At 60.0% G+C, this 23,852-nt stretch carries 25 protein-coding genes and 1 tRNA gene; 8 read left to right on the forward strand and 18 right to left on the reverse strand.

The genetic code is table 11. From position 1 onward, the window contains the following. Positions 1 to 18: 18 nt before the first annotated feature. From proB to VWZ87_RS06030, 6 genes are all read right to left on the reverse strand, one after another. Positions 19 to 1,125, reverse strand: coding sequence for a glutamate 5-kinase (gene proB / locus VWZ87_RS06005; RefSeq protein ID WP_416534944.1), 1,107 nt, complete (start codon positions 1,123 to 1,125; stop codon positions 19 to 21). Next, on the reverse strand, positions 1,113 to 2,147 hold the full coding sequence (gene obgE / locus VWZ87_RS06010) for a GTPase ObgE (RefSeq protein WP_340545557.1): 1,035 nt from the start codon (positions 2,145 to 2,147) through the stop codon (positions 1,113 to 1,115). The genes proB and obgE overlap by 13 nt, the downstream gene beginning before the upstream one ends. A gap of 108 nt (positions 2,148 to 2,255) precedes the next feature. Next, positions 2,256 to 2,795 carry a GNAT family N-acetyltransferase gene (locus VWZ87_RS06015; protein WP_340545556.1) on the reverse strand — a complete coding sequence of 180 codons (540 nt, stop codon included), beginning with the start codon at positions 2,793 to 2,795 and terminating at the stop codon, positions 2,256 to 2,258. A 191-nt stretch (positions 2,796 to 2,986) separates the two neighbouring features. Then, positions 2,987 to 3,256: a 50S ribosomal protein L27 gene (rpmA, locus tag VWZ87_RS06020; protein ID WP_340545555.1), complete on the reverse strand. Its 270-nt coding sequence runs from the start codon at positions 3,254 to 3,256 to the stop codon at positions 2,987 to 2,989. Positions 3,257 to 3,267: 11 nt separating this feature from the next. Beyond that, on the reverse strand, positions 3,268 to 3,858 hold the full coding sequence (locus VWZ87_RS06025) for a 50S ribosomal protein L21 (RefSeq protein ID WP_340545554.1): 591 nt from the start codon (positions 3,856 to 3,858) through the stop codon (positions 3,268 to 3,270). Between the two features lie 264 nt (positions 3,859 to 4,122). After that, positions 4,123 to 4,941: a DUF2059 domain-containing protein gene (locus tag VWZ87_RS06030; protein ID WP_416534945.1), complete on the reverse strand. Its 819-nt coding sequence runs from the start codon at positions 4,939 to 4,941 to the stop codon at positions 4,123 to 4,125. 152 nt (positions 4,942 to 5,093) lie between these two features. Here VWZ87_RS06030 and VWZ87_RS06035 point away from each other — a divergent pair. Then, a tRNA-Ser gene (locus VWZ87_RS06035) sits at positions 5,094 to 5,183 on the forward strand. Between the two features lie 237 nt (positions 5,184 to 5,420). On the opposite strand, the gene VWZ87_RS06040 is transcribed toward VWZ87_RS06035, so the two are convergent. The 9 genes from VWZ87_RS06040 to VWZ87_RS06080 all read right to left on the reverse strand — a co-directional run bounded on the left by VWZ87_RS06040 (position 5,421) and on the right by VWZ87_RS06080 (position 13,316). Continuing rightward, positions 5,421 to 6,641, reverse strand: a complete 1,221-nt coding sequence (locus tag VWZ87_RS06040; RefSeq protein ID WP_416601032.1) for a cysteine desulfurase — start codon at positions 6,639 to 6,641, stop codon at positions 5,421 to 5,423. Then, positions 6,634 to 7,215, reverse strand: a complete 582-nt coding sequence (locus VWZ87_RS06045; RefSeq protein ID WP_416535945.1) for a YIP1 family protein — start codon at positions 7,213 to 7,215, stop codon at positions 6,634 to 6,636. Before VWZ87_RS06045 ends, VWZ87_RS06040 begins: the two co-directional genes overlap by 8 nt. Next, on the reverse strand, positions 7,212 to 7,697 hold the full coding sequence (locus VWZ87_RS06050; protein ID WP_416535946.1) for a YIP1 family protein: 486 nt from the start codon (positions 7,695 to 7,697) through the stop codon (positions 7,212 to 7,214). The genes VWZ87_RS06045 and VWZ87_RS06050 overlap by 4 nt, the downstream gene beginning before the upstream one ends. Next, entirely contained in the window at positions 7,697 to 8,977 is a 1,281-nt protein-coding gene (sufD, locus tag VWZ87_RS06055) for a Fe-S cluster assembly protein SufD (protein WP_340545549.1), read from the reverse strand. The genes VWZ87_RS06050 and sufD overlap by 1 nt, the downstream gene beginning before the upstream one ends. Beyond that, entirely contained in the window at positions 8,978 to 9,733 is a 756-nt protein-coding gene (gene sufC / locus VWZ87_RS06060; RefSeq protein WP_340545548.1) for a Fe-S cluster assembly ATPase SufC, read from the reverse strand. 67 nt (positions 9,734 to 9,800) lie between these two features. Then, complete coding sequence (locus VWZ87_RS06065; RefSeq protein ID WP_340545547.1) at positions 9,801 to 10,115, reverse strand: YbjQ family protein; 315 nt, start codon at positions 10,113 to 10,115, stop codon at positions 9,801 to 9,803. Between the two features lie 38 nt (positions 10,116 to 10,153). Continuing rightward, positions 10,154 to 11,677 (reverse strand): Fe-S cluster assembly protein SufB, encoded by a 1,524-nt coding sequence (gene sufB, locus VWZ87_RS06070; RefSeq protein ID WP_340545546.1) that lies wholly within the window; start codon positions 11,675 to 11,677, stop codon positions 10,154 to 10,156. A 15-nt stretch (positions 11,678 to 11,692) separates the two neighbouring features. Continuing rightward, the gene (locus VWZ87_RS06075; protein ID WP_416535947.1) at positions 11,693 to 12,736 is read right to left on the reverse strand and encodes a cysteine desulfurase family protein; all 1,044 of its coding nucleotides are present in this window, start codon (positions 12,734 to 12,736) and stop codon (positions 11,693 to 11,695) included. 121 nt (positions 12,737 to 12,857) lie between these two features. Continuing rightward, entirely contained in the window at positions 12,858 to 13,316 is a 459-nt protein-coding gene (locus VWZ87_RS06080; protein ID WP_340545544.1) for an Rrf2 family transcriptional regulator, read from the reverse strand. Between the two features lie 188 nt (positions 13,317 to 13,504). On the opposite strand from VWZ87_RS06080, the gene VWZ87_RS06085 reads away from it, so the two are divergent. The 6 genes from VWZ87_RS06085 to VWZ87_RS06110 all read left to right on the forward strand — a co-directional run bounded on the left by VWZ87_RS06085 (position 13,505) and on the right by VWZ87_RS06110 (position 18,632). After that, on the forward strand, positions 13,505 to 14,158 hold the full coding sequence (locus tag VWZ87_RS06085) for an alpha/beta hydrolase (protein WP_340545543.1): 654 nt from the start codon (positions 13,505 to 13,507) through the stop codon (positions 14,156 to 14,158). Beyond that, positions 14,158 to 14,406 (forward strand): hypothetical protein, encoded by a 249-nt coding sequence (locus VWZ87_RS06090; protein WP_416535948.1) that lies wholly within the window; start codon positions 14,158 to 14,160, stop codon positions 14,404 to 14,406. The genes VWZ87_RS06085 and VWZ87_RS06090 overlap by 1 nt, the downstream gene beginning before the upstream one ends. Further along, entirely contained in the window at positions 14,399 to 15,571 is a 1,173-nt protein-coding gene (locus VWZ87_RS06095; RefSeq protein WP_416535949.1) for an HD domain-containing protein, read from the forward strand. The genes VWZ87_RS06090 and VWZ87_RS06095 overlap by 8 nt, the downstream gene beginning before the upstream one ends. 57 nt (positions 15,572 to 15,628) lie before the next feature. Beyond that, complete coding sequence (locus VWZ87_RS06100) at positions 15,629 to 15,964, forward strand: DMT family transporter (protein ID WP_340545540.1); 336 nt, start codon at positions 15,629 to 15,631, stop codon at positions 15,962 to 15,964. A gap of 147 nt (positions 15,965 to 16,111) precedes the next feature. Continuing rightward, positions 16,112 to 17,932: a translational GTPase TypA gene (gene typA / locus VWZ87_RS06105; RefSeq protein WP_340545539.1), complete on the forward strand. Its 1,821-nt coding sequence runs from the start codon at positions 16,112 to 16,114 to the stop codon at positions 17,930 to 17,932. Positions 17,933 to 18,050: 118 nt separating this feature from the next. After that, positions 18,051 to 18,632 (forward strand): VOC family protein, encoded by a 582-nt coding sequence (locus VWZ87_RS06110; protein ID WP_416535950.1) that lies wholly within the window; start codon positions 18,051 to 18,053, stop codon positions 18,630 to 18,632. Between the two features lie 108 nt (positions 18,633 to 18,740). Here VWZ87_RS06110 and VWZ87_RS06115 read toward each other — a convergent pair whose 3' ends face one another. From VWZ87_RS06115 to recA, 3 genes are all read right to left on the reverse strand, one after another. After that, positions 18,741 to 19,028 carry a DUF1330 domain-containing protein gene (locus tag VWZ87_RS06115; RefSeq protein WP_340545537.1) on the reverse strand — a complete coding sequence of 96 codons (288 nt, stop codon included), beginning with the start codon at positions 19,026 to 19,028 and terminating at the stop codon, positions 18,741 to 18,743. A 78-nt stretch (positions 19,029 to 19,106) separates the two neighbouring features. Beyond that, a complete protein-coding gene (gene alaS / locus VWZ87_RS06120) occupies positions 19,107 to 21,758 on the reverse strand; it encodes an alanine--tRNA ligase (protein ID WP_416535951.1) in 2,652 nt (883 codons plus the stop codon). A 224-nt stretch (positions 21,759 to 21,982) separates the two neighbouring features. After that, positions 21,983 to 23,050 carry a recombinase RecA gene (gene recA / locus VWZ87_RS06125; protein ID WP_340545535.1) on the reverse strand — a complete coding sequence of 356 codons (1,068 nt, stop codon included), beginning with the start codon at positions 23,048 to 23,050 and terminating at the stop codon, positions 21,983 to 21,985. Positions 23,051 to 23,254: 204 nt separating this feature from the next. Here recA and VWZ87_RS06130 point away from each other — a divergent pair, with 204 nt between their 5' ends. Next, the gene (locus VWZ87_RS06130; protein WP_416535952.1) at positions 23,255 to 23,848 is read left to right on the forward strand and encodes a gamma-glutamyl kinase; all 594 of its coding nucleotides are present in this window, start codon (positions 23,255 to 23,257) and stop codon (positions 23,846 to 23,848) included. Positions 23,849 to 23,852 lie beyond the last annotated feature (4 nt).

Raw genomic sequence — 23,852 nt, forward strand, 5'->3', positions numbered from 1 at the left:
CCCTAACATAAATCACGGTTACAGCGCCATATCATCGCGGTGGATGACGGCCGCGCGCCCCGCATACCCAAGGATCGCTTCAATCTCGGCCGACTGGCGTCCCTGAATGGCGGCAGCTTCCTCAGCCGTGTACCGGCTGAGCCCCTGCCCCAGTTTTCGCCCGTCTGGGCCAAGGATGGCCAGCGGATCGCCGCGGCCGAAGTCTCCTTCGATATGTCGGATGCCCGCGGGCAGCAGGCTCTTGCCGCGACCTAGCGCCCGTGCGGCGCCTTCGTCGATGGTGATCACGCCACGGGTTTTCATCGCTGCAATCCAGCGTTTACGCGCCACCTGCGGATCACCCTGTGCCGAGAACCACGTGGACGGCGCACCGTCTTCCAGCAATTTCAGAGGGTTGTGTCGCGACCCTTCAGTGATTGCCATGGCGCAGCCAGCCGCTGTCGCCATCTTGGCGGCCAGCAATTTGGTGATCATCCCGCCCTTGGAGAGGCCAGAGACGCCGTCCCCGGCCATCGCCTCGATCTCGGCTGTGATGTGATCAATCCGGTCATAACGCTGCGCAGTCGGGTCCAGCACCGGATTGGCGCTGTAAAAACCGTCAACGTCCGACAGCAGGATCAGCGCATCAGCTCCGACGGTCACCGCAACCTGCGCCGCCAGTCGATCGTTGTCGCCATAGCGGATCTCATCGGTGGCAATGGTGTCGTTTTCATTGACGATGGGCACCACGCCAAGGCCGATCAACGTCTCCAGCGTCGCACGAGAATTCAGGTAGCGACGGCGATCGATGCTGTCTTCGAGTGTCACCAACACCTGCCCGGTGGTAATCTCATGCGGGGCAAGCGCCTCCTCATAGGCGCGCGCGAGACGGATCTGGCCGACCGCCGCTGCCGCCTGCGATTGCTCCAGCGGCAGCTCCCGCGCGGCAAGATCGAGCACGCGACGCCCCAGGGCGATGGATCCCGAGGATACAAGGATCACGTCCTTGCCCATGGATTTCAGCCAGGCAACATCCTCTGCCAAGGCCCGCAACCAATCCGCCCGCAATGCGCCGCTGTTCCGGTCCACCAGCAAGGCGGACCCGATCTTGACGACAATACGCCGGGCGTCGGTCAGGGTTGCCACGTGCCCTGCTCCCCCTGAGGTTTCTGGCGCAGACGATCTTCGTCGATCTGCGTACGCATGGCACGCAGCACCTCGTTCAGACCCTCCCGACTGACGCCGGACATCATGAAGACGGGACCGCCGACGGCGGCTTCCAGCTCGGCTTTGGCCTCCGCGCGTTCCTCATCATCAAGGGAGTCGACCTTGTTCAGCGCAGTGATGCGCGGCTTGTCCGCCAGCTCGCCGCCATAGGCCTCCAGCTCATTGATGATGGTCTGGTAGTCCTCCGCCACGGTTTCCGATGTCCCATCCACCAAATGCAGCAAAACGGCACAGCGCTCAACATGGCCAAGGAAGCGGTCACCGATCCCGCGCCCCTCATGTGCGCCTGCGATCAGACCGGGGATATCGGCCACAACGAACTCAACCCCGTCGATGCCAACAACGCCGAGATTCGGATGCAGCGTGGTAAACGGGTAGTCAGCGATTTTTGGCCGGGCGTTGGATGTCGCCGAGAGAAAGGTTGATTTGCCGGCGTTGGGCAGGCCCAACAGGCCGACGTCCGCGATCAGTTTCAGCCTCAGCCAGATGGTCCGCTCAATCCCGTCCTGACCGGAGTTGGCCCGGCGCGGCGCCTGATTTGTCGCGCTTTTGAAATGCAGGTTGCCAAAGCCGCCATTGCCGCCCTTGGCCAGGAGAAAACGCTCACCGACCTCCGTCAGATCCGCAAGAACGGTTTCCTGATCCTCATCCATGATCTCCGTGCCAACCGGCACGCGCAGCACGATATCATCGCCATCCTTGCCGGTGCGCTGGCGCCCCATGCCGGATTGGCCGTTCTTGGCAAAAAAGTGCTGCTGATAGCGGAAATCAATCAGCGTATTCAGCCCCTCGGTCACCTCGACCCAGACTGACCCGCCACGGCCGCCGTCGCCGCCGTCGGGGCCGCCATATTCCATAAATTTTTCACGGCGAAAGCTGACGCAGCCGTTCCCGCCCGCGCCGGAGCGAATGTAGACTTTGGCCAGATCGAGGAATTTCATGTCAGCTCCTTGCTGATGACCTGCCGCCACAGGCGGAGGGAAGATGGGTCGTGCCGCCGCTGTCGGGGGCTGTTGCCCCGACTTAACGCAAAGCGCGCGGCGCGCCAATCACAGTTTTCTGCTGTAGGTCCAGGTTGGCACCGTCGCATCGCGGGCGACCGAGAATGTTTCGGCGTCACCGAGATATTCAAAGCCACAATGGGTCAGGACACGCGCCGAGGCGGGGTTGTCCTGAAAAGCGCTGGCAAACATCGCGCTGCACCCTTGCGGATTGGTCTCGACCAGAGCCCGCAGCGCCTCGGAGGCCAGACCATTGTTCCAGAACACCGGCGCGATCCAATAGCCGACCTCGCTCTGGTCACGGTCAAGCCGCTTGAGGCTGATGATACCTTTCAGTTCTTCGCCACCATCTGCGGTGCCGTCGATGGCCCAGACATCTTCTTCGCGCTCTTCGTCGGTGGCGCGGGCAACAAATGCCTCGATCGCGCCGGGCGGCAGCGGGTGCGGAATGGCGGTGGTCATGCGGGCGACACGTTCGTCGCTCACGTAATGGGCAATCAGCCCCTCGTCGGATTTACGCAGCGGGCGCAGGACAAAACGTCCCGCATCGATCACAGGCTGTTCTGCTCTTTTATGATCCAAACTCATGCCCTCGCTCCTCTCGAAGAATACAAAACCGACCATCTGGCCGGGTAAACCTAGTGGGCCTTAACAAACTGACGCGCTCTGCCATACAGCAAAGCCGTTTAGAACTGGTTAGGGTTTGCGCCCCCGGGAAAATAAAAAGGGACCGGCGGTGTCGCCGATCCCCTGATTGTGTCTCACCTTTCAGGTTCGGCTTATTCAGCGGCCTCCGCCACTGGCAGAACCGAAATAAAGGTGCGGCCCTTGAGGCCCTTGTGGAAGGTCACAGCACCGTCGGTGGTCGCAAAGATTGTGTGATCTTTGCCCAGACCTACGCCTTCACCCGGCCAGAACTTGGTGCCGCGCTGACGAACGATGATGTTGCCAGAGATGGCCGACTGACCACCGTAGAGTTTCACGCCAAGGCGGCGACCGGCTGAGTCGCGGCCGTTACGTGAGGAACCACCAGCTTTCTTATGTGCCATTGTCTATCTCCTTAGCCTTTAGCCAATTCTTTGGCCTGCTCAACCCATTCGGGTTTCACTTTGACCGCGTCGATAGCAGCAATGTCAGCATCCGACAAGGCCGCGATCTGGGCAAAGCTGGTCAGACCGGCTTCTTCCAGTTTCTTGGCAGCAGCCGGACCAACACCGGTCAGCGCAGTCAGGTCGTCGCCCGATGCAGCCGGAGCGGCTTTCTTGGCAGCAGGCGCAGCTTTGGCAGCAGGAGCAGAGCCCTGGCCGCTGGCAGCTTTCACGCCGGACTTGTCAGCGCCGGAGGCCAGGATCTCAGTGATCTTGACCAGGGTCAGCTTCTGACGGTGGCCCTTGGTGCGCTTGGAGGAGTGCTTACGACGGCGCTTCACAAAGTGAATGACCTTCTCGCCTTTGATCTGGTCGATGACTTCGGCCTGAACCGCAGCACCATCCACAAAGGGCGCACCCACAACCGGTGCATCACCACCGAGCATCAGAATGTCGTTGAACTGGATTGTTTCGCCAGCATCAGCAGCCAATTTTTCCACGCGCAGCATATCGCCGGCCTGAACTTTGTACTGCTTGCCGCCGGTTTTGAGGACCGCAAACATATGCGTCTTTCCTTTTCTACCCGCGTCCTACGGTCCCGGATGTATCCTGCAATACGGTCGGTGTTTCGGCCAGTGGGCCACCTCGAACAGCGCGCCCCCTGGGGGCGTATGACAAATAAACCCCGGCACAGGGAATCCGGGCCGGGATGCGGGCTTATGCGGCGAATTGAGCAGCGTGTCAACCCTGCGCTGCCCCCTACGCCAGTGGCCAGTGTCGCGCCGTGTTTTGCACGGATGTTTCACACTTCGGGCGCGGATTGCCCCTTACAGATCCTGCGCCGGTTCAAGCCCCTTCAGACGATAGGCCAGAAGTTCAAAGCGGTTGGCGGTGATCTCGAATGTAACCGCATTCAGCAGCTCATAGACCCGCTGCATCAACGGATGCTCCAGCGCGGCGATATATTGCTCCAGTTCTGCGTCGCTGAACCCCTGATAGGTATAGGCATTGGCTGCCAGATTGGCCGCCTGCATCGCCATCCGCGTCGACGCCTGCTGCTCCTTCATCAATGCACGCAGCCCATCTGCATCGAGCTGCAGGTCAATCACCCCAGCCGCGCTGGCAGCCATCAGGAAGCGGAACTGGATCTCCTGCACCGCCTTCACCCCGGTGCCATCGGAATCCAGCGCCAGCCCCATGCGCTGAAACAGATGCGGGCGATCACTGCCGTCCGCCACCAGATCGGAGATAATGCGCATGCCCGCCTGCTGCTTGGTTTCGTCATCCTCCACCATGTGAGAGGCGTTCTCCGCTTTCACCAGACGTGCGCCCAATGGGCTGGCGTAGAACTCCGCCGCATGGGACAGCGCGTCCTCCTCAAGCGTTTCCTCCAGAATGCCAAGGGCGATCTCGCGCATTTCCCTGCGGTCAAAGACATCCTGCGACAGCTCTACCCAGGCTGCGCCAAAATCACCGGCATCAACACCCAGCATACCCGGTGCCATCTCAGCCGAGAGTGCAATACTGTCCAGCGCCACGTCAAAACCAGTTGTTTCAAGGAACGCGACAACCCGGTCACGATCCGCCGCCTGCGCGCCGGAGAATGCAAATAACGATGCAAGAACAAGGCCCAAGAGCGGTTGCATCAGAAGTTTTCGGAGGGGTGAAAGCTGTTTCATACCACGAAATCTAAGGGTTTTATCGCGCGAGACAATGAAAATTCCGATTTCCTGCAGAAAGGGCAAAATCCCCCCTTGCGCGCCCAAGCTTTCCACTTTAAACGGCCCTCACCCCCCGCGGAGAGGTGCCGGAGTGGTCGAACGGGGCGGTCTCGAAAACCGTTGTTCCTTCACGGGAACCCAGGGTTCGAATCCCTGTCTCTCCGCCATTATTCCAGACCACATCCACAGACCACGCCTATGGTACTGGCTGACAGATCACCTAATGATCCTGCATCGGGCGCGCCACAGCCTGATGTTGAGGCAACCGGGGCTTTCTGCAACACGGGCGATCGTTTCGGGCACTTTTCCAGCAGCCTTCACATCTTGCATCTGCATAAGCAGTAAAAAAAACGTCACCCGGCCGGGTGACGTTTCTGAAGCTGGGCAACATGTTGCGACGGATGCTAGGCAAATAGATCGTGGGCCAGTTCCAGCGCCTCGATCAGCACGTCGACCTCGTCCTTGGTGTTATACATGGCAAAGGACGCACGACAGGTCGCCGCAACGCCAAGGTGATCCATCAGCGGTCCGGCGCAATGTTGTCCTGCGCGTACCGCGACACCCTTCTTGTCGAGAATGGTCGAGATGTCATGCGCATGTGCCGCGCCTTCCAGTGTGAAGCTGAAAATAGCAGCCTTGTCAGCGGCTTGACCTTGGATATTGACCCAGTTCAGACCGTTCAGCCGTTCGCTGGCATAGGCGGTGATCGCCGCCTCATGGGCTGCGATATTCTCCATGCCGATAGCCATCATGTAATCCAACGCAACACCCAGTCCGATCATCTGTACGATGCCGGGCGTGCCGGCCTCGAATTTCATCGGAGCGTCATTGTAGATTACCTGATCGCGGGCAACCTCCTTGATCATGTCGCCGCCACCCATGAAGGGGCGCATTTCAGCCATGCGCTCCGGGCGAATGTAGATGGCACCGGAGGAGGACGGCCCGTAGAGCTTATGACCGGTAATCGCATAGAAATCACAGCCCATATCCTGCACATCCACGGGCAGATGAACCGCCCCCTGCGAGCCATCAACCAGAACCGCGACGCCGCGCTGGCGGGCCTCATGGCAGATGGTTTTCACATCAACGATGGTGCCCAAGACATTGGAACATTGGGTAACTGCAATGAGCTTTGTCTTTGGACCGATGGCGTCCAGCACGGCCTGCGGATCGAGGCTTCCGTCGGCTGCTGTCTCCACCCATTTCAGAACCACGCCCTGACGTTCACGCAGGAAATGCCAGGGAACGATATTTGCGTGATGCTCCATCACGCTGAGAATGATCTCATCCCCGGCCTGAAGCTGCGGCATGGCCCAGCCGTAGGCGATCGTGTTGATCCCCTCCGTGGTCCCTGAGTTCATGACGATGGTATCTTCGTCGCCCGCATTCAGGAACCGTGCAATGGTGCCCCGAACGCTTTCGTATTTCTCGGTCACCAGATTAGAGAGATAGTGCAACCCTCTGTGAACGTTTGAGTATTCCTCAGAATAGGCGCGCGTAATTGCGTCAATTACAACCTGGGGCTTCTGTGCCGATGCGCCATTGTCCAGATAGGTCAGCGGTTTGCCATTCACCTGACGAGACAGGATCGGAAAATTGGCGCGGATTTTTTGGACGTCATACATGGTCGGGAAGCCCCAGTAGTGCCGGGGCCTGCGCCCCCAAAAGCAGAGAGAGAAGAATGACGATCAAAACCGCCGACATCAGAACCGAGCCGATGGCCCGCCAGATGGATGTAAACTGATGCGCTTCCTTGATAAACAGCAGAAAGATTGCCAGCATCATGAAATTCGCGAGCAAGGCGATCAAGGATGCCGCCAGCGGCAGCACCAGATGCAGCAGCATCACCGCCACCAAAAGCGCGATCTGCACGGCATTCAGCCAGACATTGACCGCCAGAATATCGCTGAACTCCGCCTTGCCGCCAATCCAGCGACCGGTCCAGGTCAGAAGCGCCGTCACGGCCAGATGCAGCGCAAAAACAGCACCGGCATAGTACAGGGGTTGAATGGCGGCCAGTACCGCGATGTTGCCCGGAAGGATCAGATCGGCGAGCTGAAGGATCATCGTGTTGACAACCGCCGTCAACAGCAAGGCAAGAACAAGCACCCGGCGCGGCCAGTCAACGGACAGAAGAACCCGCGCCGCCGCTGTGGGAGCGCTGAAGGTAAGGCCCGCAAGTGACTGATAATGGATCATTCTTTGCCCCAATACGCCTGAACCATCCCGCTGCCCCAGAACCACAGGAACAGCACAAACCATAGCCCGCCAACCAGATTGAGCTCCAGCCCCGGGCCGATGAATCCCGCGACAAGCCCGTTCAACAGCATCAGCGGACCAGCCGCGAGGAACGCCCAGAACAAGGCCAGACGTGCCTTCGCGCTGTCGCCAGAGCCGCCAAAGATCCGCGCGACACCATGCGCCAGAAAGGCCACCCCGTAGAGGAGCAGCGGCGCAATGAAGATCAGCGCCAGCAGCGAGCCGCCCAGCAGCATGTTCAGCTCCTGCCCGCTCAGATGCGCCTCACGCGCCCGAGCTGGCATCTGAGCAATGAACGCCAGAGCGCAGCCGGCCATGAGCATGGCCAGCAGCCGATCTTCACGCAGCCCCATGGCCAGCCGCCGCGCATAAACCCTGCGCGGCCCCCTGTAGGTGGCAACGATGTCCTGACTGACGGACATCAGCGGCGCCGGGCCAGCCAGCCTTCCAGCCGGTCCACAACGCTTGCCGCAACATCGGCGTCTTCGATCTCCTCAACTGCTTCAGCAAGGAAGGCAAGGGTCATGAGATCGGTTGCTTCAGCCTGAGGAATGCCGCGCGACCGCAGGTAGAACAGACCCTCCTCGTCAATTGCGCCTGAGGTGGAGCCATGCGAACAGGCCACATCATCGGCGTAGATTTCCAGCTCGGGTTTGGCCAAAAACTGGCTGTCGTCATCCAGCAGAAGAGACTGAGAAATCTGATATCCATCAGTCTTTTGCGCGCCCTCTTTGACAAGGATTTTGCCCTGGAAAACACCGGTTGCCCCGTTGCGCAGAACCTTCTTGAAAACCTGGCGGCTCTCACAGTTCACCGCATCATGGGTGATGAAGACGGTGTCATCGTGGTGGAAATCACCATCACCGACACAGGCGCCTGCGATATGCGCGACCGCATCATCGCCGGTCAGTTCAATCACCGCCTCATTGCGCGTCAGCACGCCGTTTACAGTGAGGGTGAAGGCCTTGAACACGGATTCAGTACCGAGGCGTGCAAACAGATGCGTTGCAGCCCGGCGCTCATGATCACGCCCCTGCGCCCGCACCAGATGCAGAGACCCGCCGTCGGCAACGTCGATTTCCATACATTTGTTGAACCGCGATGCAGCCGGGCCGTTTTCCAGAATGGTCGCTGATGCCCCGCTTTCAACACGGATCACGTGATGCAGGATGGCGTCTGACTCTTCTGCCGCGTGACGGTAGATCAGATTGACCGGTTTGGACGGGCTGCCGGTCACACGGATGGCGACACCATCGCTGGCAAATGCGGTGTTCAGCGCCGCCAGAGGGCGGGCAACAGGCGTCTGTCCGCGCGCTTCAAGAACGCCGTACAAATCCTTGGCCCAATGGATATCTTTGTCACAGATATCGGCGATGCGATCAATGCTGATGCCCTCCAGCGACAGATCGTCAGAGGCATCGGCATCAAAGACACCGTCAACGAACACGATCTTGATGCGATCAAATTCGTTGAACATCGGTGCTTCGCCAGCATCAAAAACTGCGGCCTTTGGTGCCACGGCGGCGGTCAGCGTGTCCGGGCGGGTGTATTTCCAGTATTCATCGCGGCGGTTCGGCAGGCCCAGTGTCTGAACCCGCGACAACGCCGCATGGCGCGCCTCTGCCAGACAGCCACCCTCCGGCATGGTCAGCGCCGCCAACCGTGCCTCGGTTTCGCTTTGTTTTCTTTCAGGAGCGGCCATTTACACACCCTCTGCCAGAATATCGGCATACCCGTTGTTTTCGACTTCCAGCGCCAGCTCGGGACCGCCGGTTTTGACGATGCGGCCGTCTGCCATGATGTGAACGACGTCGGGTTTGATGTGGTCCAGCAGGCGCTGGTAATGGGTGATCACCAAGAAGCCGCGGCCCTCGTCGCGCAGGGCGTTCACACCTTCGGCAACCAGTTTCATGGCATCGACATCCAGACCGGAATCGGTCTCATCGAGGATGCACATTTTTGGCTCAAGCATCGCCATCTGTAGGATTTCGTTACGCTTTTTCTCGCCGCCGGAGAAGCCGACGTTGACCGGGCGCTTCAGCATATCGGCGTCGATTTTCAGGGTCTTTGCCTTGGCCCGCACTTCCTTCAGAAAGTCGGAGGCGCTCAGCTCGTCTTCGCCACGCGCCTTGCGCTGCGCGTTTACGGCAGTGCGCAGGAAGGTCATATTGCCGACACCTGGGATCTCGACCGGGTATTGGAACGCCAGGAAAACACCTGCGGCGGCGCGCTCTTCCGGCTCCATGTCCAGCAGATCTTCGCCAGCCAGCGTCGCCGCGCCGTCGGTGACCTCATAGCCATCGCGACCGGACAGCACATAAGAGAGGGTCGATTTGCCAGAGCCGTTCGGCCCCATGATGGCATGTACCTTGCCAGCCTCAACGGTCAGGTTGACACCTTTGAGGATCTGTTTGTCCTCTTCTTCAAGTTTGACGTGCAGGTTTTTGATTTCGAGCATTTTTTCCTCGTTTATATCTCTTCGGAGCATCGCCCCGATTGTTTCTGTGCCCCGAAGGGCGAATTCCTTAGCCGATCACAACGGCTGTTCCACTGGCAGAGACCATCAGCATGGACTGGCCTACCACCTCGTAATCGAGGTCGACGCCGACAACCGCATTTGCGCCCTTGGCCCGCGCACGGTCCTCCAGCTCTGCCAGCGCGGTTTCGCGCGCGTCCTGCAGCTTGCTTTCATAGGCACCGGAGCGGCCGCCGACGATGTCTGTGATCGAGGCAAAGACATCGCGCACCACATTGGCGCCCATGATCGCCTCGCCCACCACGATGCCCTTGTATTCGGCGATCTGGTAGCCTTCGACGGAGTTGGTGGTTGTGATGATCATTTTATTGTTTCCTCGCGATGATGCCCAAGGGCCTGCCATTACCCGACAGACCCTTCCAGCGAGATCGCAACCAGCTGCTGCGCTTCCATGGCGAACTCCATCGGCAGCGCCTGCAGCACGTCCTTGCAGAAGCCGTTCACCACCAGGGCCACCGCCTCTTCCTCGTCCATGCCGCGCTGACGGCAGTAGAACAGCTGGTCGTCGTCCACCTTTGAGGTGGTCGCCTCATGCTCCACGCGGGAGGAGTTGTTCTTGACCTCGATGTAGGGAACCGTGTGCGCCCCGCATTTGTCGCCTATCAGCAAGCTGTCGCACTGGGTGTAGTTGCGCGAGTTCTTCGCCTTCGGGTGCATCGACACCAGCCCGCGATAGGTGTTCTGCGCCTTGCCGGCGGAGATCCCCTTGGACACGATGCGGGATTTCGTGTTTTTGCCCAGATGGATCATCTTGGTGCCGGTATCGGCCTGCTGCATGTTGTTGGCGATGGCGATCGAGTAAAATTCGCCCTGGCTTTCCTCGCCGCGCAGAATGCAGGAGGGGTATTTCCAGGTCACCGCAGAGCCGGTTTCCACCTGAGTCCACATCACCTTGGCGCGGTCACCGCGGCAGTCAGCGCGTTTGGTCACGAAGTTGTAGATGCCACCCTTGCCGTTCTCATCACCGGGATACCAGTTCTGGACGGTGGAATATTTCACCTCGGCGTCTTCTTCGATGATGATCTCCACGACGGCTGCGTGCAGCTGCGCGATATCGCGGGCCGGTGCAGTACAGCCTTCCAAGTAGCTGACATAGCTGCCTTTATCGGCAATGATCAGGGTGCGCTCGAACTGACCGGTGTTTTCCGCGTTGATGCGGAAATAGGTCGACAGTTCCATCGGGCAGCGCACACCCGGCGGCACATAGACAAAGGAGCCGTCCGAGAACACGGCTGAGTTCAGCGTGGCATAGAAGTTATCGGAGACCGGAACCACGGTGCCGAGGTATTTCTTTACCAGCTCGGGGTGTTCGCGGATCGCTTCGGAGATCGAGCAGAAGATGACGCCTGCCTTTTTCAGCTCGGCCTGGAAGGTGGTGCCGACCGAAACGGAGTCGAACACCGCGTCAACTGCGACCTTGCGACCTTCGGCGGGCATGTTTTCAGCCCCCTCGACGCCTGCAAGGATCATCTGTTCTTTCAAAGGGATACCGAGCTTTTCGTAGGTAGCGAGCAGTTTTGGGTCGACCTCATCCAGCGATTTCGGCTTCACCTCCATCGATTTCGGACGGGCATAGTAATACTGGTCCTGGAAATCGATTTCCGGGTAATCCACCATGGCCCAGGTCGGCTCTTCCTTCTGAAGCCAGCGATCATAGGCCTCAAGCCGCCAGTTCAGCATCCACTCCGGCTCCTCGTTCTTTTCCGAGATCAGCCGCACGATATCGGTGGTCAGTCCCTTGGGCGCGTATTCCATCTCGATATCGGTTTCCCAACCGTATTTATAGGCGCCGCCCACCTCGCGGACCGCATCGACCGTTTCCTGGTCAACGCCTTCTTTCACCTGAACATCATCCAATGCTGTCATGGTCATCTCCTGCACTCACGCCACCCGGGCGCGATGTTTCTTTTGTTTGGCGCACCAGCTTTCGGCAAAGCGCAGCACATCCGTTTCTGTTGTGTTCGGCCCAAGCGAGACGCGCACGGCGCTCTGGGCGGTTAACTCGTCATATCCCATGGCGGTGAGCACCGCGCTGGCGCGGACCTTGCCGCTGGAACAGGCGCTGCCGGCGCTGATGGCAAATCCGGCCAGATCCATCTGCATGACCTGGGTTTCGCCCTTCCAGCCCGGCGTGGCAAAACAACTGGTATTGGGCAGGCGCGCCGCTGATGTCCCAACAAAAATAGTGTCAGGGCTGCCCGCTGCAAGGGCGGCCTCCATTGTGTCGCGCAGCTCTGCCACACGTTCCCAGACACCATCCGCCAGCGCCCTTGCCGCAGCTTCCGCGGCCGCTCCGAACCCCGCGATCCCTACGACATTTTCCGTGCCGGAGCGACGCCCCATCTCCTGACCGCCGCCGGTGATCTGCGCCGCCAGATCGGTTCCCCGTTTCAGGACCACCGCGCCCACGCCCTTTGGCCCGCCCAGTTTATGCGCCGAGATCAGCGCCATCGTGGCCCCCATCCAATTGAAGGCGACAGGCAGCTTGCCGAAGGCCTGCGTCGCATCGGTCACCGCCAGCCCTTCGGGCAGCTTCTGGATAACGCCGGTTTCAGAATTGGCCAATTGAACGGAGGAGCGCTGCGGATCAATCACCGCAACAGCGCCATCAGGTGAAACCTGCAAATCTTCGACGGACCAGGACCTTACGGCGTCATGCTCAACTGCTGCACCATGCAGATCGCGGCCGCTCATTGCCAGCGCGGCCCCTTCTGTCGACCCGGAGGTGAACACGATATCAGCGCCATCTGCCCCAAAAGCCGAGGCAATCTGCGCCCGCGCGCGTTCAACCAGCGCCTTGGCGGCACGGCCTTCGGCGTGAACGGAAGAAGGATTTCCGCAAACCTCCATCGCGGCAACCATCGCGGCCTTTGCAGCATCGCAAAGCGGCGTGGTGGCGTTATGGTCAAGATAGACACGCGACATCGGCGGTGCGGATCCTTCTGTCTTGTCCCTCGCACCCATCAGGATGCTGTAACGAGGGCGTTCTTAAATCTACGAAACAGCGCAGGCCGCGCCGGGGTTAGAGGGCGGATATCTCGGGCCGTCAGTCGTCGACCACCGCAAACAGGCTGGGCACCGCCGGACATGGCGCCAGATCGTTCTTGATAACGTCAGACAGGCGGGTCTGATGCAGGAACACATAGACATGGGCGCTCAGCCCTTCCCAGAGGCGGTTGGTCAGCGATTGCGCGCGACTCCCGGACAAGGCACCGGATGCGCCTGCGCCCTTGTGCATCGCATCAACCGTTTCATCAACTGCGCTCAGCACATCGACGATGCGAATGTCAGAGGGCGGATGCGCAAGACGGTAACCCCCACCCGGACCGCGCACAGAGACTACAAGCCCGCTCCGACGCAGTTTCACAAACAGCTGCTCCAGATAGGGCAGCGAAATATCCTGACGTTTGGAGATATCGCCCAACACCACCAGACTGCCCTCCGGCTGCAAGGCGATATCTGCCAGCGCCACCATTGCATAGCGTCCCTTGGTCGAAAGTTTCATATTTTCAAATCCTCCGACCCTGGCGGCACAGCGAAAAGATTGACCTTGAACGCTGCAATGCGTATCTCAGCGAGACGGCAGCGAAACTTGACCTCTGCCATCAATTAGAACCGTTCTAAGGTGCCTTACGGAATTCGTCAAGTATTCCAGTCGGCATCCCCGAAAATAAGAGTAGGATCCACCCACCCATGCCTGAGGTCATTTTTCCCGGACCCGAAGGCCGCCTGGAAGGCCGCTATCACCCGCAAAAAGAAAAAGACGCCCCGATTGCCATCGTTCTGCATCCGCATCCGCAGTTCGGCGGCACGATGAACAACAAGGTCGTCTACAATCTGCATTATGCGTTCTACAACATGGGCTTTACGGTTCTGCGGTTCAATTTCCGCGGCGTTGGCCGGTCGCAGGGCGAATATGATCAGGGTGTTGGCGAATTGTCCGACGCGGCATCGGCGCTGGATTACCTCCAGTCGATGAACAACAACTCCAAACATTGCTGGGTCGCCGGTTTTTCCTTTGGGGCCTGGATCGGTATGCAGCTGTTGATGCGCCGCCCGGAAATCACCGGCTTCATCTCGGTGGCACCGCCAGCGAATATGTATGACTTCTCGTTTCTGGCGCCCTGCCCCTCCTCGGGTCTGATCATCAATGGCACCGCAGACCGCGTGGCGCCGCCCGCCGATACGGTAAACCTGGTGAACAAGCTGCACGAGCAGAAGGGGATCACCATAACCCATACCGAAGTTGAAGGCGCCGATCACTTCTTCCAGGACCCCTATATGGATCCGATGATCAGCAATGTCTCCGACTATGTGAAACGGCGGCTGACAGAAAGCTCCCGCTGATGAGCACGATCGAGACGCTGGCCCAGAAACTGGCCGCCGACACGCTGAAGGTTCAGGACGCCACTGGCGAAGAGCGCCTTTACATGGAGGTGAGCGAGGTTCTGGGGGCAGCGTCTCAGTCGCTTGAGGAAGCCTTCCTCACTGAAATGCGGGTCCGCCTTGCCGAGCGCAAAGCGCGTGCCTTTCTCAACAGCAAGATCAGCGCCGCCAAGGCCAAGATCGCATCCAGGGCCCCAGAGAATGACTGACCAATCGACGCGGCTTGCCAGCCAGTTCCGTTTCTTGCTGGAGGCGGACAAGCTGCGCCGCGTGGAGCGTCAAAACCTGATCCTGGATGGCTCACGCTGCGAAAACTCCGCCGAACATAGCTGGCACCTGGCGGTTTATGCGCTGGTGCTGGCCCCGTTTGCGCCTGCTGATGTCTCGGTTGAACGGGTCGTACAGATGCTTTTACTGCATGATCTCGTCGAGATCGACGCAGGCGATCACCCGATTGATGGGGATGTCGACTGGGAGGCGGTTGCCAGCGCCGAAGCGGTGGCCGCAACCCGGCTGTTCTCGCTCCTGCCAGCCGATCAATCAGCTTTTCTGCATGGGCTCTGGCGCGAGTTCGAGGCCAGCCAGACACCTGACGCCCAATGGGCAAAGCGGATTGACCACTGCCAGCCGATTTTCCAGACGCTCTACAACGAAGACGTGCCTGCGGCACATATCGAGGTGGTGCGCGGCAATCTTTTTGGCGGACGCGCTGCGGCCCTGCAGGACGCCTTTCCCGAGGTATTTCACCACGCCGTTGCCCGCCTGGAAGGCTTGCAGCCACAGGATGCGCTCACCGCACCGCTCAGCTTCCTAAATGAGGTCGACGGGCTGAAGACGGTCCTGCGGGCAACGACGCTTGCCGATGGCAGCCGCCGCGAAAACTCGGCCGAGCACAGCTGGCATATCATGCTCTATGCCTGGGTGCTGGCCCAGCACAGCCACGCGCCCGTCGACATGGCCAGGGTGCTGCAGATGCTGATGCTGCATGACATCGTGGAGATCGACGCGGGCGATGTGCCGATCCACGCAACCCTGTCGGAGGCTGAACAGGCCGCGATTGCCGCCAATGAACAAGCCGCCGCAGAACGGATTTTCGGCCTGCTGCCCGCCGCGCAGGGCGAGGTATTTCACCGTATCTGGACGGAATTCGAAGCCGCCGAAAGCCCCGAAGCGATCTATGCCAAGGCGATTGACCGGGTACAGCCTGTGCTGCTGAACCTGATGTCAGGCGGCGGCAGCTGGCGCGCGTATAATGTCACGCTGGAGCAGCTGGAGGCCCGTGTAGGCCACAAGGTCGCCCGTGGGGCACCGGCGGTCTGGGACCATGTGCGCGCCGCTGTCGCTCCCTGGTTTGCCGAAAATACCAGCGCCTGACCCCGGCGCTGCGCGGGCTGGTTCCGCGCGCAGCCCATCCTCAGCGGAGGCCTGATCATGCCACTCCATTATCTCTATCTTGTGCTGGCGGTTGCGGCAGAGACCATTGGCACCACTGCGCTACAGGCCAGTCAGCAATTCACCCGGCTTGGCCCGTCACTGCTGGTGGTGGTCGGCTACGGACTGGCCTTCTATCTGATGGCCCTGACGCTGCGCCACATGCCGGTCGGGATTGTCTACGCGATCTGGTCCGGCCTCGGGATTTTCCTCATCGCCATCATTGGCTGGGTCGTCTTTGGCCAACGGCTTGATTTGCCAGCGGTTCTGGGGCTGCTGTTGATCCTTGCCGGGATTCTGGTGATCCATCTGTTCTCCAGCACAACCGGCCACTGACGGCGCAACCGGCGCGTCACCGAATGGCCGCACGCCGCCGGACGACCCACCGGATCGCCCCTGCGCGCGCAAAAAGATGTATTTCCTCTGGTCTTTGGCCAACGATCACGCTATGCGCGCGTCAACTTCCTTACAAAGGCTGACGTCATGGACCTGCGCAACATTGCGATCATTGCTCACGTGGACCACGGGAAAACCACCCTGGTTGATGAGCTTCTGAAACAATCCGGCGCCTTCCGCGAAAACCAGGCTGTGGCGGAACGCGCCATGGACAGCAACGATCTGGAACGCGAGCGGGGCATCACAATTCTGGCCAAGGCCACTTCGGTGGAGTGGAACGGCACCCGGATCAACATCGTCGACACTCCCGGCCACGCCGATTTCGGCGGCGAGGTCGAGCGGATCCTGTCGATGGTCGACGGGGTGGTGCTGCTGGTTGACGCCGCCGAAGGCCCGATGCCGCAGACCAAATTCGTGACCTCCAAGGCGCTGGCCCTTGGTCTGCGCCCGATCGTGGTTGTGAACAAGGTCGACAAGCCCGACGGCGAGCCTGACCGCGCGCTGGATCAGTGTTTCGACCTCTTTGCCAACCTTGGTGCAGATGATGATCAGCTGGATTTCCCGTCCATGTATGCCTCCGGTCGCGCCGGTTGGGCCGACATGGAGCTGGACGGCCCGCGCAAGGATCTTTCTGCGCTGTTTGACCTGATCGTCAAACACGTCCCTGCCCCAAAGCAGATCGAGCAAAAAGGCGAGCCTTTCCGTATGCTGGCAACCACGCTAGGCGCGGATCCTTTCATGGGCCGTATTCTGACCGGTCGCGTTGAATCCGGCACCCTGAAGGCTGGCGACAGCCTCAAGGCGCTGAGCCGTGACGGTGAGCTGATCGAGAACTTCCGCTGCACAAAAGTGCTGGCGTTCCGTGGCCTAGGTCAGCAGGCCATCGACGTGGCGGAGGCCGGCGATATCGTCTCCATCGCGGGGATGACCAAGGCCACCGTCGCCGACTCGCTGGTGGATACTTCGGTGACGGAGGCGCTGCCCGCCCAGCCGATTGATCCGCCGACCATCACCGTGACCTTTGGCATCAACGACAGCCCGCTGGCCGGTCGCGATGGCAAAAAGGTTCAGTCCCGTGTGATCCGTGATCGCCTGATGAAGGAAGCAGAATCCAACGTCGCGATCCAGATCTCCGACACCCCCGGTGGCGAAGCGTTTGAGGTGGCCGGTCGCGGCGAACTTCAGATGGGTGTTCTGATCGAAAACATGCGCCGCGAAGGCTTCGAGCTGTCGATCTCGCGCCCTCAGGTCCTGTTCAAGGAAGAAGACGGCGTTCGCATGGAGCCCGTCGAAGAGGCAACCATCGACGTTGACGATGAATACTCCGGCGTTGTGATCGAGAAACTCACCGGCCACCGCAAGGGTGAACTGGTCGAGATGAAGCCCGCAGGCGCTGGCAAGACCCGCATCATCGCGCATGTCCCCTCCCGCGGTCTGATCGGCTATCACGGCGAGTTTCTGACCGACACCCGCGGCACCGGCGTTCTGAACCGTGTGTTCCACGGCTGGACCCCGCACAAAGGCTCCATTCCCGGCCGTCGCGCTGGTGTTCTGATCTCCATGGAGAATGGCACCTCGGTGGCCTACGCCCTGTGGAACCTCGAAGAGCGCGGCAAGATGATGATCGGCGCACAGGAAGACGTCTACACCGGCATGATCATCGGCGAGCACAGCCGCGACAATGATCTGGAAGTGAACCCGCTGAAGGGCAAGAAGCTGACCAACGTCCGCGCCTCCGGCACCGATGATGCCGTACGTCTGACCACGCCGATGAAGCTCTCGCTGGAAGAGGCGATTGCCTATATCGACGATGACGAGCTGGTAGAGGTAACCCCGAACTCCGTGCGTCTGCGCAAACGCTACCTGGATCCGCATGAGCGCAAGCGGATGGCTCGCGCCAACGCCTGATCCTGACGGTTCAGCTGGAAAAAACAAAGGCCGCCCGGCAATATGGGCGGCCTTTTTGCTATCTGTCGCCTGCGTGCTACCCTTTGCAAAATCAGGCGTTTAACCAGGGAGAGACAGCATGCGCAAGCTACAGGTTCAAGGCGTCCACCACATCACCTTGACCGGCGCTGACCGGCAGACATCCATTGATTTCTGGGAAGGTGTCCTTGGGATGCCCTTCATCTTTGACCAACCCAATCTGGATGACCCGGACGAGGGGCATCTCTATTTTGATCCCGGCGATGGGCGCCTGATCACCGTCTTCACCAACAAGCGCCGTACAGCTGACCGTCGCCGCACCCCGACGGAGCCGGGATGCGTCCATCATCTGGCTTTCAACGTCTCAAAGGCGACATTTGCCCAGGCGGTCGAGCGGCTGGACGAACGCGGCATCGGGCATTCAGGACCAAAGGATCGGGGATTTATGGATTCGATCTACTTCAAGGACCCGATGGGGCTTCTGATCGAGCTTGCCTGCTATAAATTCGAACCGCCAATGGGATGCTCCCACGCCGATGTGATGATCACCGCGCATCGTGTCCGGGTGGCCGCAGGGGACGCCCATATTCAGGAAATCCATCTGGCCGAGGCGATTGAGCAGCTTGTTCAGCAGCGCCAGCCCTCGCTGTCGGATAACCGCGCGCCACGCGATCCCTATTGATCGACCGGCCGGGCTGGCGCAAATGAAAAAAGAGCGGCCAGAAGCCGCTCTTTCATCGTTCCTGGAGGCATCGTCCCTTAGGGGATCCGACGCGCAGGTATGTCGCGCTCATTCGGTGATTTCGACCACCATCAGCTCCCGCTCGGAGGCGTCGCGCGCATGGCTCAGCGCCTCCTGGTATTCTGGGCTGTTGTAGCAATCCACCGCCGCATCGACGCTGGGAAAGCGGGCTACCACATTGCGCGGGCGTTCCTTGCCTTCCAGCTGTACAAAACGACCGCCACGGGCAATGAACTGCCCTCCGTGTTTGGCAACGGCCGGTCCCGCCAGCTCGGCGTATTTGCCGTAGGCCTCGGCATCGGTGACGGTAACATGCGCAATCCAGAGTGCGGGCATCTGAGCCTCCTTTGGTGATGATCTTCCCGGCAGCTTAGGCAGATTGCGGGAAAGACCAAGGTTTTTTTGACCAGTTGGTCAGCCTGCCAGCAGCGCCTCGGCCGCCTTGATCGCCTCTTCGGCGCCGGAGAAATCCTTGCCGCCGCCCTGCGCCATATCGGGACGACCACCGCCACCCTTGCCGCCAACAGCCGGAACCGCCGCTTTCAGCACATCTACGGCAGAGATCTCGCCGGTCAGATCGTCGGTGACACCCGCGGCGACCGCGACCTTACCGTCATCATTGGCAATCAACAGGATCACGCCTGAGCCGATCTTTTGCTTGTGGGCATCTATCAACCCGCGAAGATCCTTGCCAGAGACGCCTTCCAGCGCCTGCCCGAGGAAGGTTTTACCGCCGATTTCCTTGGTTGCGGATCCGCCTGCCGCGCCGCCGCCCATGGCGACCTGCTGTTTCAGCTGGGACACCTCGTTCTGCAGCGCCTTGCGTTCATCCATCAAGGCTTTCAGGCGGTCCATGACTTCGGCCGGCTGGGCCTTCAGGACGCCTGCAACCTCGGCCATACGGCCTGCTTCACGCTCCAGATGCTGCACCGCTGCCGCACCGGTCAGCGCCTCGATCCGGCGCACGCCGGCTGAGGAGGCGCTATCGCCCAGAATGACAAAGGTGCCGATGTCACCGGTCTGCTTCACATGGGTGCCGCCGCACAGCTCAATCGAATAGGTATCGCCGTCCTGACCCTTACCCGTCGCTGCGCGGCCCATGGAGACAACGCGGACCTCTTCGCCGTATTTCTCGCCAAACAGCGCCTGTGCACCCAGCGCACGCGCATCATCCGGGGTCATGATCCGGGTCGAAACCGGCGTGTTCTGACGAATGAAATCGTTCACCTCGGCGCCGACTTTGGTCAGTTCCTCTGCGCTCATCGCCTTGTTATGGCTGAAGTCGAAGCGCAGCCGGTCCGCAGCATTGAGCGAGCCCTTCTGCGCGACATGCTCGCCAAGCGCGTTGCGCAGCGCCTCGTGCAGCAGGTGGGTGGCCGAGTGGTTGGCGCGGATCTTGCTGCGGCGGTCGTGATCCACTTCCATCGCAGCACCCTGCCCGACGGCGATGTCACCCTCGGTCACCTCGGCGATGTGCAGGAACAGCCCCTCAACTTTCTTGGTGTCGGTGATGCGGGCTGCACCGCCCTCAACGGTCAGGACGCCACTGTCGCCAACCTGACCGCCGCTTTCGCCGTAGAACGGCGTCTGGTTCAGGATGATCTGCACCGTGTCGCCCTTAGCGGCGGTTTGGAGCTGAGCACCGTCCTTGACCATGGCCATGATCTGACCTTCAGCCTTCTCGGTCTCATAACCCAGAAAGTCGGTGGCACCGACCGCGTCAACAATGTCGAAATAGACCTTCACATCCGCCGCTTCGCCAAGACCGATGCCGCCAGCACGGGATTTCTCCTTCTGCTCCTTCATCGCCGCATCGAAGCCATCGGTATCGACCTCGATCTCCTTGGCGCGCAGGGCGTCCTGAGTGAGGTCGAGCGGGAAGCCATAAGTGTCATAGAGCTTGAACGCAGTCTCACCCGGTAGGACGTCGCCCTTGCCCAGATCGACCGAGGCTTCGTCCAGCAGTTTCAGGCCACGATCCAGCGTTTTGAGGAAGCGGGTTTCCTCCTGCTCGAAGGTCTCTTCGATCAGCGCCTGGCCCTGGCCAAGCTCAGGATAGGCGGCACCCATCTTCTGCACCAGCGACGGCACCAGCTTGTGCATCACCGGATCGGTAGCGCCCAGGAGCGAGGCGTGACGCATCGCCCGGCGCATGATCCTGCGCAGCACGTAACCGCGACCTTCGTTCGACGGCAGCACGCCTTCGGCAATCAGGAAGGAGCAGGAGCGCAGGTGGTCCGCGATAACCCGGTGATGCACGTTGTGATCCCCGAATGGGTCGGTGTTCGTCGCGTTCGCGGACGCCTCGATCAGCGACTTGAACAGATCCGTTTCATAGTTGTCATGGGTGCCCTGGAGCAACGCCGCGATCCGCTCCAAACCCATACCGGTGTCGATGGACTGCATCTCAAGATCGACCATTGAGCCATCGGCGAATTTCTCGTTCTGCATGAACACGAGGTTCCAGATCTCGATGAAACGATCGCCGTCTTCCTCCGGCGAGCCCGGAGGGCCGCCCCAGATGTGGTCGCCGTGGTCGTAGAAGATCTCGGTGCAGGGACCGCAGGGACCGGTGTCGCCCATCTGCCAGAAGTTGTCAGAGGTCGCGATGCGGATGATCCGCTCCTCCGGCACACCCATCTTTTTCCAGATCTCAAAGGCTTCGTCATCGGTGTGATAGACGGTGGTGTAGAGCCGGTCCTTCGGAATATCGAATTCCTTGGTGATCAGCTCCCAAGCAAAGGGGATCGCTTCATGCTTGAAATAGTCGCCAAAGGAGAAGTTGCCGAGCATCTCGAAAAACGTGTGGTGGCGCGCGGTATACCCGACGTTGTCGAGGTCGTTGTGCTTGCCGCCGGCGCGCACGCATTTCTGCGCTGTGGTCGCGCGCTTGTAGTCGCGGGTTTCCACGCCGGTAAAGCAGTTCTTGAACTGCACCATGCCCGAGTTGGTGAACATCAGGGTCGGGTCGTTGCGGGGCACCAGAGGGCTGGAGTCAACCACCTCATGCCCCTGTTTGGCAAAGTAGTTCAGGAAGGTGGAGCGAATATCATTGAGCGTCGGCATAATCGGGATCTCTCGGCTGGCTGTCTCAGCGGTTCGGGAAGATGTATCCGGCCCCAGTGAGCCTGTCCAGCGCTGCGGTGCGGAAAGGCGCCGTGAAACCCGCATGAAAAAGGGCGCGGAGTGATCCACGCCCTGATTTGATCAGATTTTTCAGCCTGCGCCGGTGTTTATCGAGCAACCGCTGCCCTCTGCATCACCCGGCAAGAGGCGTCATCAGCCTTGTGTCAGGCTTCCAGAATATCGTCATCGGCGCCGTCAGGACGGTGGAACTCCAGCCCGTGCGCCGCGCGGATCTTATCCTCAATATCATAGGCGATATGGGGGTTCTCCCGCAGGTATGTCTTGGCGTTTTCACGCCCCTGCCCGATCCGTTCATCACCATAGGAGAACCAGGCCCCGGATTTCGCGACAACACCAGCCGCTACGCCCAGATCCAGCAGTTCGCCCATCTTGGAGATGCCTTCGCCATACATGATGTCGAATTCAACCTGTTTGAACGGAGGCGCCACCTTGTTCTTCACGACCTTGACGCGGGTTGCGTTGCCGACCACCTCGTCACGGTCCTTGATCGCGCCGATGCGGCGGATGTCCAGACGCACCGAGGAGTAGAATTTCAGTGCGTTACCACCGGTCGTAGTTTCCGGCGAGCCGAACATCACACCGATCTTCATGCGGATCTGGTTGATGAAGATCACCATACATTTGGAGCGGCTGATGGAGCCGGTCAGCTTGCGCATCGCCTGGCTCATCAGGCGAGCCTGGACGCCCACATTGCTGTCGCCCATGTCGCCTTCCAGCTCCGATTTCGGAGTGAGGGCTGCCACGGAGTCCACGATCACCATGTTCACCGCGCCGGACCGCACTAGAGTGTCCGTGATTTCCAGGGCCTGTTCGCCGGTGTCGGGCTGCGAGATCAGCAGCTCATCAAGGTCAACACCCAGTTTCGCCGCATATTGCGGGTCCAGCGCATGTTCCGCATCCACAAAGGCGCAGACGCCACCGTTCTTCTGCTGCTCTGCAATGCAGTGCAGAGTCAGCGTTGTCTTGCCCGAGCTTTCGGGACCGTAAATCTCGATAATGCGGCCCATCGGCAGACCGCCAATGCCAAGCGCAATGTCCAGCCCCAACGATCCCGTTGAAGAGGCTTCAATCTCGGCCAGGGGATTACCATCGCCCAGCTTCATGATCGAGCCCTTGCCAAACTGCCGCTCAATCTGCGCCAGAGCGCTGTCCAGCGCCTTTTGTTTGTCGCCGCTCTTCTTATTGTCTTTCATGGTCAAAAGATCCGCCATAGTCCCTTGTCCCTTTCTATGTGTCACACCCGCGACCGGGCGGCAATCACTGCTTTGTTCGCCTCTTGTTCTATATGAGATCAAAAAGAGAACATTGCAACGGAAATCTTACATGATCACTCCCATACCGATCTGGTGGCCAAGAGGGTTAAGAGAGTGTTATCCAAGGGAGACACCGATCATTTGCTGCGGAAATTTCACGCTATGCTCATCTTTTTCAAGGAACGGCTGGCTCTGCTGAGCGTGCCCAAAACCGGGACAACCGCCTATCACGCCGCTCTGGCCAGCCGTGCCGACATGGTGTTTGCCAATCCGCCGCAGCTGAAACACGCGCCGGTCTATCGCTACAATCGCTGGATTCGCCCGATGCTGGCAAAGGTCTGTGACGCGGAGATGGAGCTGGTTGCCGTCATGCGTGAACCTGTCAGCTGGCTGGGCAGCTGGTACCGGTTTCGTCAGCGCGACGATCTGCGCGATCATCCCAACAGCACCCAAACCATCAGTTTTGACGATTTTCTGCGAGACGCCTGCAAGGGCAAGCCGCCAGCCCATGCCGACGTCGGCAGCCAGGCGAAATTCCTCGAGCCGCAGCCCAATGGCTGCGCGGTCAGTCATCTGTTTCGCTACGAGGCCCCAGAGACTCTGCAGTCATTTCTACAGGAGCGGCTACAGACCCGCATCGACCTGCCCAGACTGAATGTCAGCCCGAAAGCGCAGTTACGCCCAAGCGAGGCAGCGCTGGAAATTGTCCGGCGTAAACGCGCGGCGGAGTTCGACCTTTATGACAGCCTGACCTAAGACA

It is taken from the genome of Phaeobacter sp. JH20_37, from assembly GCF_048056015.1.
Classification (GTDB): Bacteria; Pseudomonadota; Alphaproteobacteria; order Rhodobacterales; family Rhodobacteraceae; genus Phaeobacter; species Phaeobacter bryozoorum.